The sequence below is a fragment of the Clostridium sp. AUH-JLR23 genome (assembly GCF_964238065.1).
In the GTDB taxonomy this organism is placed as follows: domain Bacteria; phylum Bacillota_I; class Bacilli_A; order Erysipelotrichales; family Coprobacillaceae; genus Allocoprobacillus; species Allocoprobacillus merdigallinarum.
Map to the genome: position 1 here is coordinate 20,346 of NZ_CAXSKY010000009.1, position 12,503 is coordinate 32,848.

At 30.7% G+C, this 12,503-nt stretch carries 11 protein-coding genes; 10 read left to right on the plus strand and 1 reads right to left on the minus strand.

The genetic code is table 11. From position 1 onward, the window contains the following. The first annotated feature begins 147 nt into the window (after positions 1-147). Both parE and parC read left to right on the plus strand, forming a co-directional pair. Entirely contained in the window at positions 148-2,076 is a 1,929-nt protein-coding gene (gene parE / locus ACESR5_RS05855) for a DNA topoisomerase IV subunit B (RefSeq protein ID WP_087245244.1), read from the plus strand. An 11-nt stretch (positions 2,077-2,087) separates the two neighbouring features. Continuing rightward, complete coding sequence (gene parC / locus ACESR5_RS05860) at positions 2,088-4,646, plus strand: DNA topoisomerase IV subunit A (RefSeq protein ID WP_373154680.1); 2,559 nt, start codon at positions 2,088-2,090, stop codon at positions 4,644-4,646. A gap of 1 nt (position 4,647) precedes the next feature. Here the strand turns inward: parC and sigK are convergent, their stop codons facing one another. Beyond that, positions 4,648-5,331, minus strand: a complete 684-nt coding sequence (gene sigK / locus ACESR5_RS05865; protein ID WP_087245239.1) for an RNA polymerase sporulation sigma factor SigK — start codon at positions 5,329-5,331, stop codon at positions 4,648-4,650. 99 nt (positions 5,332-5,430) lie between these two features. On the opposite strand from sigK, the gene yqeH reads away from it, so the two are divergent. From yqeH to ACESR5_RS05905, 8 genes are all read left to right on the plus strand, one after another. After that, positions 5,431-6,531, plus strand: coding sequence for a ribosome biogenesis GTPase YqeH (gene yqeH, locus ACESR5_RS05870; RefSeq protein WP_087245236.1), 1,101 nt, complete (start codon positions 5,431-5,433; stop codon positions 6,529-6,531). 16 nt (positions 6,532-6,547) lie between these two features. After that, complete coding sequence (gene yhbY, locus ACESR5_RS05875; RefSeq protein WP_373154681.1) at positions 6,548-6,835, plus strand: ribosome assembly RNA-binding protein YhbY; 288 nt, start codon at positions 6,548-6,550, stop codon at positions 6,833-6,835. Continuing rightward, positions 6,832-7,932, plus strand: coding sequence for a nicotinate-nucleotide adenylyltransferase (locus tag ACESR5_RS05880; protein ID WP_191492104.1), 1,101 nt, complete (start codon positions 6,832-6,834; stop codon positions 7,930-7,932). The genes yhbY and ACESR5_RS05880 overlap by 4 nt, the downstream gene beginning before the upstream one ends. Then, a complete protein-coding gene (gene rsfS, locus ACESR5_RS05885; RefSeq protein WP_087245230.1) occupies positions 7,932-8,279 on the plus strand; it encodes a ribosome silencing factor in 348 nt (115 codons plus the stop codon). Before ACESR5_RS05880 ends, rsfS begins: the two co-directional genes overlap by 1 nt. Continuing rightward, positions 8,276-8,995 (plus strand): class I SAM-dependent methyltransferase, encoded by a 720-nt coding sequence (locus ACESR5_RS05890; protein ID WP_373154684.1) that lies wholly within the window; start codon positions 8,276-8,278, stop codon positions 8,993-8,995. The genes rsfS and ACESR5_RS05890 overlap by 4 nt, the downstream gene beginning before the upstream one ends. Further along, positions 8,992-9,687 (plus strand): 5'-methylthioadenosine/adenosylhomocysteine nucleosidase, encoded by a 696-nt coding sequence (locus tag ACESR5_RS05895; RefSeq protein WP_373154686.1) that lies wholly within the window; start codon positions 8,992-8,994, stop codon positions 9,685-9,687. The genes ACESR5_RS05890 and ACESR5_RS05895 overlap by 4 nt, the downstream gene beginning before the upstream one ends. A gap of 36 nt (positions 9,688-9,723) precedes the next feature. Next, on the plus strand, positions 9,724-12,057 hold the full coding sequence (locus ACESR5_RS05900; protein WP_373154688.1) for a U32 family peptidase: 2,334 nt from the start codon (positions 9,724-9,726) through the stop codon (positions 12,055-12,057). A 104-nt stretch (positions 12,058-12,161) separates the two neighbouring features. Next, positions 12,162-12,503: a helix-turn-helix transcriptional regulator gene (locus tag ACESR5_RS05905; RefSeq protein WP_087245222.1), complete on the plus strand. Its 342-nt coding sequence runs from the start codon at positions 12,162-12,164 to the stop codon at positions 12,501-12,503.

A 12,503-nucleotide genomic window follows, 5' to 3' on the forward strand; every position in this document is an offset into this window, starting at 1 on the left:
CGAGCTTTATTATACATAAAAAAGGAGAAAAATCAATTTTTTTAAAAGATTTGCGAAAATTCTAGAAATTTGCTATGATATGAATTCTCTAGCAATATCAAATAGTTTTTGATATAATTATAAAGTTGGAAAAGGAGGAAATCAGATATGAAAGCAAATCACTATGATGAATCTAACATTCAAATTCTTGAGGGATTAGAAGCTGTCAGAAAGCGTCCAGGTATGTATATAGGTTCAACAGATTCAAGAGGTTTACACCATCTTGTATGGGAAATTGTTGATAATTCTATTGATGAAGCACTTGCTGGATTTGGTAAAAAAATCACTGTCACAATTGGAAAAGATAATAGTATTCGTGTTGAGGACGAAGGGCGTGGAATGCCAACAGGTATGCATGCTTCTGGTAAGCCTACAACAGAAGTTATTTTAACGATATTACATGCTGGTGGTAAGTTTAGTGAAGATGGTGGTTATAAAACATCTGGTGGTTTACATGGTGTTGGATCGTCTGTTGTGAATGCTTTGAGTGAATGGTTAGAAGTTACAGTTTATCGTGATGGTAAAATTCATCAACAACGCTTTGAAGATGGAGCTAAAATCATTTCACCTTTAAAGGTCATTGGTAAAACGTCTCGCACTGGAACAATCATTCATTTTAAACCGAATCAGAATATTTTTTCGACAGTTGAATTCAATTACTCAACAATCTGTGAACGATTAAGAGAAAGTGCCTTCTTATTAAAAGGAATTGAGATGAATGTTATTGATGAAAGAACTGGGAAACATGATTCATTTCAATATGAAAATGGATTAGAAGCTTTTATTGAATATTTGAATTATGATAAAAAGACACTTCATTCTACAGTATCATTTGATGATGCTTCTCATCCTATTGAAGTTGAGATTTCTTTTCAAATCACAGATGGATATCAGGAAAATCTGATTTCTTTTGTTAATTTAGTAAGAACTGGTGATGGTGGAACACATGAAACAGGCTTCCGTTCTGGCTTTACGAAAGTTTTCAATGAGTATGCCAGAAAATATGGATTATTAAAACCGAAAGATAAAAACCTTGAGGGTAGTGATGTAAGAGAAGGGCTGACTGCTGTTATATCGGTTAAAATCCCTGAATCATTATTACAATTTGAAGGACAAACCAAATCTAAATTAGGAACTCCTGAAGCAAGAAATATAGTTGAAAATGTTGTTTATGAACAGGTTAATTATTTTTTAGAAGAAAATAAAGAAACCGCTAATGAACTTGTTAAAAAAATGATTAAAGCTTCACAGGCAAGAAATGCAGCTAGAAAAGCGAGAGAAGAAGCAAGAAAAGGTAAAGGAAATAAAGTTGAAAAGATATTAAGTGGAAAGCTTGCTCCGGCACAGTCAAAAGATAAAAAAAGAAAAGAATTATATTTAGTCGAAGGTGATTCTGCAGGTGGAAGTGCAAAACAGGGAAGAGATCGAAAATATCAGGCTATTTTACCATTACGTGGAAAGGTTATTAATACTGAAAAAGCAGCAATGGCTGATATTTTAAAAAATGAAGAAATTAGTACAATTATCAATACTGTTGGTGCTGGTGTTGGTGCTGATTTTAACGCTGATGATTCTAATTATGCAAAAGTCATTATCATGACCGATGCTGATACTGATGGTGCGCATATCCAGGTTTTATTACTAACTTTCTTCTATCGTTATATGCGAGGTTTAATTCAAGCAGGAAAAGTTTATATCGCTTTACCACCTTTGTATAAGGTATCTAAGAAAAATGGAAAACATGAAGATGTTGTTTATGCATGGGATGATGAAGAATTAGAAAATGCAAAAAAACAGATAGGGCGTGGATATAATGTTCAGCGTTATAAAGGTTTAGGTGAAATGAACGCTGATCAATTATGGGAAACAACTATGAATCCAGAAACAAGAACTTTGATTCAGGTTTCTATTGAAGATGCTGCATTGGTTGAACGTAGGGTGTCAGTTTTAATGGGAGATAAAGTTGAACCTAGACGTGAATGGATTGAAGATAATGTTCAATTTTCTTTAGAAGATTCATTTTTCATTAATCAATAGGGAGGTCTAACATGAAAGAAAAAATCATAACCCAGTCGCTGGATGACATTATGGGAGATCGCTTTGGAAAATATTCTAAATATATCATTCAAGATCGTGCATTACCAGATGTAAGAGATGGGTTGAAACCTGTACAACGTAGAATTTTATATGCAATGTACAAAGAAGGAAATACACATCAAAAACCATATCGTAAATCTGCCAAAACTGTTGGTAACGTTATTGGTAATTACCATCCTCACGGAGATACTTCTGTTTATGAAGCTATGGTACGTTTGTCACAGGATTGGAAAATGCGTATGCCTTTAATTGATATGCAGGGAAATAATGGTTCTATTGATAATGATCCTGCAGCCGCTATGCGTTATACTGAAGCGAGATTATCGCCCATTGCATTGGAGTTATTAAAAGACATTGACAAGGAAACAGTGCAAATGGCACTTAACTTTGATGATACTGAATATGAACCAACGGTTTTACCAGCTAAATTCCCTAATTTATTGGTTAATGGTGCAACAGGAATTTCATCTGGTTACGCAACTGATATTCCACCACATAATTTAGAAGAAGTCATTGATGCAACGATTTATCGTATTTCACATCCACATTGTTCATTAGATGATTTAATGAAATTTATGAAAGGTCCTGATTTTCCAACGGGAGCGATTGTTGAAGGTTTAAATGGTATCAAAAAGGCTTTTGAAACAGGTAGAGGAAAAGTTGTTGTCCGTTCACTGACTCAAATAATTGAAGAAAAAAATATAAATAAAATTGTGATTACTCAGATTCCTTATGAAGTGAATAAAGCTGAACTTGTTAGAAAATTAGATGAAATTCGTTTTCAAAAAAATATTGATGGTATTATTGAAGTTCGTGATGAATCTGATCGTAATGGATTAAGTATTGTGATTGATTTAAAGAAAGATGTAGATGTTCAAAATACTTTAAATTATTTTTACAAGAATACAGATTTACAAAAGAATTATAATTATAATATGGTTGCGATTAAAAATAAACGACCAGTCTGCATGGGAATTGTTGATATTTTGGATGGCTATATTGAACATCAGATTGAAGTCATTACAAAACGTTCTTTGTTTGATCTTCATAAAGCTGAAGATCGTAAACATATTGTTGATGGTTTGATTAAAGCTGTTTCTATTTTGGACGAAGTTGTTCATACGATTCGTCATTCACATGATAAACAGGATGCTAAAAAGAATCTTCAATTACAGTATCAGTTTTCTGAAAAACAGGCAGAAGCAATTGTAATGTTGCAGTTATATCGTTTAACAAATACGGATATTGTTTCATTAGAAAAAGAAAAATCTGATTTAGAGGTCTTAATTCAAACATTAAACAATATTCTAGCAAGTGATAAAGTATTAAGAAAAGTCATTATAGATGAATTAAAACAAATTAAAAAGCAATATCCAAGTCCACGTTTAACAGAGATTAAAGATGAAGTTCAAGAAATTGTTATTGATGAAGAAGCTATGATTCTTCCTGAAGACATCTATGTATCTATTACTCGTGATGGTTACGTGAAAAGAATATCTCAAAGATCATATAAAGCAAGTGAAAATATTGCGTTTGGAAAGAAAGATGATGATGTTTTATTAGATTTGCATTTTGCTAGTACTTTGGATAAATTGCTTGTCTTTACTGATAAAGGAAACTATTTATTTATTCCATTGCATAAATTAGAAGAATTTAAATGGAAAGAACTTGGAAAACATATCAGCTATCTGATAAAAGTATCACCAGAAGAAAAAATGATTGGATCTATTCTTGTCAAATCATTCCAAAGACCATTATATGTTTTATTAGCAACACGTTTAGGACAAATGAAACGTGTCTCTCTTCAGGATTTTGAAGTCACAAGATACAGCAAACCAATCAAATGTATGAATTTAAAACAAGATGATCAATTATTACAAGTTTCATTAACAGATGATCATCAAGCTATTGTTTTAACATCATCTTTAGGATATGTATCGCTTTATAGTGAACAGGAAATTTCTATTTTAGGATTAAAAGCAGGTGGAATCAAAGGAATCAATTTGAAAAATGATTCATTAGTTGCTATGAATACATTTGATCCACTGCATTCTTATTCTTATGTTCTTATTAGTGATCAGCCAGGAATTAAGCGTATGCGAATTTCTGATATACCAAGCTGCAATCGCTCAACCAAAGGAACATTAATTTTTAAATCACCAAAGACAAATCCAATTCATGCTTTATCAGCTTATGTTTTAGATGTTCAAGATACACTCATTATCGAAACACAAGAACATAAAGAAACGGTTGCTATTAAGGATTATTCATTATCTCAAATCTCACAAAAACCAAGTATCATTCAATCTTTAAAGAACGAAAATATTACATATATTTATTATCAAGGGGTATTATCTACAGATTTATATCAGAATGTTACAGAAACTCAAGATTTATCTACAACTCAAAATGTAAAAAAGGTTGAAAAGAGTCAACCTTTAGAACCACAACAACAAGATAAACATTTTGAACCTATTTCATTTGATGACTTATTTAATGATGATTTCTAATTTATGAAGAATGAATATATGCTTTAAGAAGCTTAATTAAAGCACGTTTTTCTAAACGTGAAACATAAGAACGAGAAATATTCATTTGCTGAGCGATTTCTTTTTGGGTATATATACGATGATGATTAAGCCCATAGCGATAAATGAGTATTTCTTGTTCACGAGGTGTCAGTAATGTAAAATATTCTTGTAATTTTTGAATCTGATCATTGGTTTGAATCTGTTCAACAATATCTTTATCTTTGGCAGGGATAATGTCAAGTAAAGTCATTTCTCCGCCATCTTTATCAACACCTAATACTTCATTTAATGAAACATCAAGAGCTGTCTTTTTATGATGACGCAGATGCATTAAAATCTCATTTTCTATACATTTAGCAGCATATGTTCCTAGTTTTGTTGATTTATCAGCATTATAACTATCTACTGCTTTGATAAGGCCAATTGTACCAATACTAATCAGATCTTCTTGTAAATCTTTAGAACTTTCATATTTTTTAGCGATATGTGCAACTAGTCTTAAGTTATGTTCAATTAGCGCATTTCTAGCATTCTGATCACCTTGAAAATATTTTTCTAATAACTCATTTTCTTGTTGTGGTGTTAATTGGGGTTTAAATGCTTGCGTTTTAATAAACGAAACAAATAAAAATTGTTGTAATAATGCAATAATTGTTGTAAACATAAGTCACCTCAAAATATTATATGAAATTTGTCGATGTTTATGTTTATCTCTTTTCATTAAATAAGAAATAGTATACAATAAGCGAGAAGGAAGGTATATATGGAAGAAGTAAAAAAATGTTATGGTTGTGGTGCTATCATTCAAAGTCATAATGAAAAGCATATTGGTTATGTTCCTAAAAATGCAACTCAAAGAGAGCATATCTTATGTCAGCGTTGTTTTCAATTAAAAAATTATCATAAATTGCAGACAACAAATCTCACAAAAGATGATTTTTTAAATTTATTGGATCATATTGGTGAAAAAGATTGTTTAGTTGTGTATATGATTGATTTATTTGATTTTCAGGGAAGCATGATTCCTGGGTTATTACGTCATATTGGTTTTAATGATGTCCTGGTTTTAGCTAATAAGCGTGATCTTTTACCTAAATCAGTAAAAGAACGTAAGTTAGAACATTGGGTGAGAAGACAATTAAAACAAGAAGGAATAAAACCGGTAGATGTGATTGTGACAAGTGGTAAGAAAAATATGAATATGGATTCGATTTATGATGCTATTATGTCATATCGTAAACAAAGGGATGTCTATGTTGTAGGTGTAACAAATGTTGGAAAATCTACTTTTATCAATGCCTTATTAAAACATTATGCTCAAGTTGAAGAACAGAATTTAATTACTGTTTCAGAATTCCCTGGGACAACACTTGATTTTATTGAAATTCCATTAGATAATCATTCATATTTATATGATACACCAGGAATTATTAATGATCATCAAATGACTCATTTTATTGATCCTCAGGATTTAAAAAAGATTATTCCTCAAAGTGAATTGAGACCTATTGGTTTTCAGTTACAGGAAAAACAGACTATTTATTTTGATGGATTAGGAAGAATTGATTATATCAGTGGTGATCAGGCAAGTTTTATTACTTATTTTTCTAGACAACTTAAAATTCATCGTACAAAAACAAGCAATGCTGATGCATTGTATAATCGCCATAAAACTTTTTCATTTGAATTAAATGGTATGGATTCAATTGAAAAAATGAAAACATATGATTTTACCTTAAAACCCGGAAAATGTGATATTGTTATTTCAGGATTAGGGTTTATAACCATTTCATCTCATGGTGGAAAAGTTAAAGTTCATGTTCCACCTCAAATTTCAGTTATGATTAGAGAAGCAATTATATAAAAGAAAGGAAACAATTATGTTAACAGGTAAACAAAAAAGATATTTAAGAAGTGAAGCACATCATTTAAAAGCTATTTTTCAGGTTGGTAAAGAGGGTGTTTCTGCTAATCAGATTAAAGGTATTGATGATGCTTTAGAAGCTCAGGAATTAATTAAAGTGAAGATATTAGAAAGTTGTCCTGATGATGTGAATAGTGTAGCTGTTGAATTAAGTATGCATACAAAAGCTGAAGTTGTTCAAATTATTGGTCGTACGATTGTTTTTTATCGTCATAGTTCTCAAGGAATTTATCGCTTACCATGAAAAAAATAGGATTATTTGGCGGAAGCTTTGACCCTATTCATAAAGCACATGTAGAAATTGCCATGTGTGCAATTGAACAGCTTCAATTAGACGAAGTGCAATTTATTCCTACACGACATAATCCATGGAAAAATCAAAGTTGTGCCAATGCTAAAGAGCGTTTACATATGATTCATTTGGCTATTCAGGGCAATGATAAACTCACAGTGAATACAATTGAACTTGATGATGATCAAAATCAAAAAAATTATACTATTCATACTCTTGAAAAGATCATTGAAAAACATCCCAATAACAAATATTATTATATTATGGGTATGGATCAGGCAAATGCTTTTGATAAATGGAAAAAAGCTAAAAAAATTTCTAACTTAGTACAGTTAGTTGCTTTTCAGCGTGGAGGATATGAGCCATTATCGGATGTTTTAAATCAATATCATTTTCTTGTTTTAAATAATCGTCCTGTCTATGCATCAAGCAGTGATGTTCGACAGGGGCATATTGAAATGTTAGATTCCCATGTATTGCGTTATATTTCAAGCCAGGGATTATACTTAGAAACAATGGTTGCTTCACGTATGAAAGAAAAACGTTGGAAACATACATGTAGTGTTGCTCAATTGGCTAAAAAGATTGCTAAAGCAAATCATTTGAATGAAAAACAGGCATATATTGCAGGGATTATGCATGATGTTGCTAAAGAAATGGATCAAAAAGAAGCAACTGTTATTATGCAAAATTATTTTCCAGAATATATCTCTAAACCATATCCTATATGGCATCAATGGTTATCAAGATATGTAAGTGAACATGAGTTTTTAATAGAAGATCCTATTATTTTAAAGGCTATTGAAGACCATACAACTGCTTCTGTTGATATTTCATTGATTGGAAAATGTCTATATGTTGCAGATAAATTAGACCCATTAAGAGGTTATGATTCATCAAAGCAGATTGAATTATGTAAAAAAGATATAAATGCAGGATTTAGAGATTCATTGATAGATTTTTATGAATTTTCAAAAAAGAAAAATAGAGAAATTGATGATTGTTTTTATGAAATTTATGATTATTTCGTTGTAAAAGGAGAAAAATAATGACAAAATTAGAATGTGTTGTAAAGGCTATGGATGACAAACTTGCTACTAACATTACTGCTATTGATATGCGTGATGTAAGTCCAATGTTTGATACTTTTGTTTTATGTACAGCTAGCAATGAAAGATTAATGCAGGCAATTACTGATAATATTCAAGATGAATGTGCTAAGAATCATTATGAAGTCAAAAGTATTGAAGGATTAAGAAATTCTAAATGGATTCTTATAGATTTAGGAGATATTGTTTGTCATATTTTTGAAGCAGCTGAAAGAGAAAGTTATAATTTGGAAAAATTATGGGGAGATATGCCTCGTATCAACATTGAAGGAATGTTGGCCAAATGAGTTATGAAAACTTTGCTTACTATTATGATAGCTTAATGGATGAACAATTTTATGAAGATTACTATCAATTTATATTGGAACATTGTCAATTTGAAGAAGTTTTTGAATTGGGATGTGGAACAGGTGAAATTGCTATTCGTTTAGCTAAAGATCATAAAACTGTATATGCTTCTGACATTTCTACTGATATGTTAGAAGTTGCAAAACAGAAGGCTATTGCTAATCAAGTAAATCTTATTTTACAAAGAGTTGATATGTGCGACTTTGAAATTTCACGACCAGTTGATCTTATCTTATGTTTGTGTGATTCTATCAATTATTTACTTGAACCACATCAGATTATGCAGACTTTTCAAAATGTATTTCGTTCATTAAAAGCTGAAGGTACTTTTATTTTTGATATTGATAGTTTATACAAAATGAATGTTATTTTAGATCAATATTCAGAAAAAGAAGAAGATGAAGAGTTTGTTTTTGAATGGCGTGTTGATAAAATAGATGATGGATATGTGCATCATCATGTTTATATTGAAGATAAAGAAGAATCTGAAATAGTTGATGAAGATCATTATCAAAAGACTTATTCGGTAAATCAATATTTATACTGGTTAAAGGAAGCTGGTTTTTCGCAAGTTGATTATTATAGTGATTTTCATGAATATCATGATGATTGTGAAAGAATTATATTTGTATGTCAAAAGGAGGAAACCATATGATAGCAGTTGTTGGAGCTATGGAAGAAGAAGTTGCTGAAATAAAAAAGTATATGGATATAACTTCTATGCAGACAATTCATGAATATACTTTTTATGAAGGTACAATAGCGAATACAAAAGTTGTAGTTGTACAAGGTGGTATCGGAAAAGTGAATGCAGCTATTTCAACCACTTTGTTATTAACAAATTATGATATTGATTTTCTTATTAATGTAGGTTCTGCTGGTGGACTTTCTTTATCACAAAATGTTGGTGATGTTGTTATTTCAACAGGGGTTCTCCATCATGATGTTGATGTAACTGCTTTTCAACGTGAACTTGGTGAAGTGCCTGGTATGCCACGTATCTTTGAACCAGACAAAAAAGCTTTAAAACTGGTTGAAAATATTTTAAAAGATCTTCATCTGTCGTATCATATGGGGCTTATTGTTTCAGGAGATCAATTTATTTGTCGTGATGATCAGGTTAGTCAGATTAAAAAGAATTTTCCTGATGCAATATGTGCTGAAATGGAAGCTGCATCTATTGCACAGGTTTGTCATGTTTTTCAAGTTCCATTTATTATCACAAGATCTCTAAGTGATATCTATCAAAAAGGTGAAAATCATGTGCAATTTGATGAATATTTAAAACAAGCTAGCCAAGCTTCTGCAAAAATGTGTTATCATCTTATTTCTATATTATCGCAATAACACTTGTTATTGCTTTTTTATATAAGGAGGATCTCTATGAAAAAAATTGAATTATTGGCTCCTGCTGGCGACAAAGAATCTTTAATTGCTGCAGTACAAAATGGTGCGGATGCTATATATTTAGGTGGAACTTTATTTAGTGCACGTGCTTTTGCAAAAAATTTTGATGATGAACAACTACAATGGGCAATACAATACGCTCATTTATATGATGTCAAAATCTATGTTACTGTAAATACGTTATTTAAAGATGCAGAGATAGATGCTTTGATTTCATATTTGGATAAATTATATGAATTTCAAGTAGATGCCCTGATTATCCAAGACGTTGGATTATTTGATATTGTCAGAACTTTATATCCTGATTTTGAAATTCATATGAGTACACAATCTTCTATTATGAATCACTATGGTGTCAATTACTTTGAAAAATGTGGTGCATCACGTGTTGTATTAGCACGTGAAAATACATTAGAAGATATTCAATCTATTTGCCAAAATACATCTATAGAGATTGAAGTTTTTGTTCATGGAGCTATGTGCGTGTGCTATTCTGGACAATGTTTAATGAGCAGTATGATTGGAAAAAGAAGTGGAAATAGGGGTCAGTGCGCCCAACCATGTCGTTTGCCATATCAATTATTAAAGGATGATCAAGTTTTACCTGAAAAATATCCTTTTATTCTATCACCAAAGGATATGATGACAATAGAACATGTTGGTGCTCTTATTGAAGCAGGTGTTTCTTCATTGAAAATAGAAGGACGTATGAAAAGGCCAGAATATGTTGCCAGCGTTACACGTGCATATCGCCAAGCAATTGATGCCTTTTATGAACATAAAAAAATTGATTTACAGCCCCTTATTCATGATATGAAGGCGATGTTTAATCGCAATTATACTTTAGGTTATTTAAAACATGATACTCATCTTGTAGATGGTGACTATTCTGGACATAGGGGTAGTATTATTGGTGAAGTTTTGTATTATCATAAAAAACAAAAAAGAGTGGGGATTCGTTTAAAAGATACACTCATGCAAGGTGATAGCATTGTTTTTGAAAATATTGATAAAGGAAGACCAGTCAATAAAATCTATCATCAAAAAAAATTAGTGAATAAAGCTTATTCAAATGATGTGATTGAAATAGAATTTGATTATTATGTTGATCGAGGATTGGTTAGAAAAACACTTGATACAAATGTTGTTGAAAAAATGCAACAGACATATCAAAAATCACCACGAAAAGTCTCAATATCTATGGAATTTGAAGCCCGTATTTATCAAAAAGCAAGACTTATTCTTAAGAAAGAAAATTTAAAAGTAACAGTTGAATCACAACAGGAAGTTCAATTAGCTCATAATACGCCTCTTGAAAAACAGAGAATCAACCAGCAGTTATCAAAACTGGGATCTACACCATTTATAGCAGAGCATATACAGATAAACATAGATGAAGGGATTTCAATGCCTATTAGAGATATTAATGAGATGCGTAGACATGCAACAGATATGTTGATTGAAAAATTATCTCATCAAAAAATACATCATCATAGTCGACAAAAAATGTCTATATATAGCCAAAAAAGCACTTCTCAAGCACCTCAATTTTATATTCTTGTTCATTCCATAGAACAATTAAAAACAGTCATTCAATATCCTTTTGATACAATTATTTATCCTTATCAGGAAAGGATAGAAAAAGCTTATGAAATTTGTCAAAAACATCAAAAGAAAATGATTATGATGACATCTCCTGTTATGAAAGATAATGATATTGAAGATGTATTATCATCACAGATTTATTCGCAAATAGATACAATATTGGTAAATGATTATGGTGCATATATGGCTTTCCAAGATAAAAAACTGGTTGTGGGTCAGGGCTTAAATATTTATAATTCGTATGCTGCACATCATTATCATCAACCATATTTGGTTTCTTTAGAAATGTCAACAATTGAAATTAAACATTTGCAAGTTGATTTAACACATTGTCTTGTTCAAATCTTTGGTAAAACAACAAATATGATTAGCGAATATTGTCCAATTACTCAATATTATTTTGGATATCAAAATAAGCATTGTCAAATGTGTAAACAAGGTCATTTTGCCTTGAGAGATCGAAAAAATGAGAAATTTGACATAATGGTTGATAATAAATGTCGCATGCACTTATTAAATGCACATACACTTTTTTATGATCAATTTAAACAATTACCAGTTGGTGGATTCCTTATTGCGTTCACTAACGAAGATCAACAACAAGTTCAAATGGTGATGGATGATTTTATGCAGATGATCTATAACCAACAAAAGAGCCATATTCGACAGAAAATAAAAGTAACTTCAGGATATTTCAAAGAATAATGTTGAATCATCAATATTTATGTCTTTCACAAAAAAAGTTTTTTCATATTCTAAATTGCGATTGTTTTTCATTCATGATATAATATTATTATGGAGGTGACCTTATGGCAATAGATATGGATTTAGCTAAAAGACTGAAGGTTTATCGTAATTTTAAACACCTTACTCAAAAAGAAGTTGCTTCTCATCTTAATGTTCCACATTCTGCTATTTCAGATATTGAAAATGGTAAAAGAGATGTGACAGTTAGTGAATTAAAAATTCTTTCACATCTTTATGGACGTAGTGTTGAAGAAATTATGAGTGGTAAAAAATACGATTATTATAATATTGCAAATATTGCACGTCTATTAACAGAATTGCCAGATGATGATTTAAAAGAAGTTATGTTTATTATTGAATATAAACGTAAAAGAGTTGAAGAAAAAAATAAAAACAACCAATAA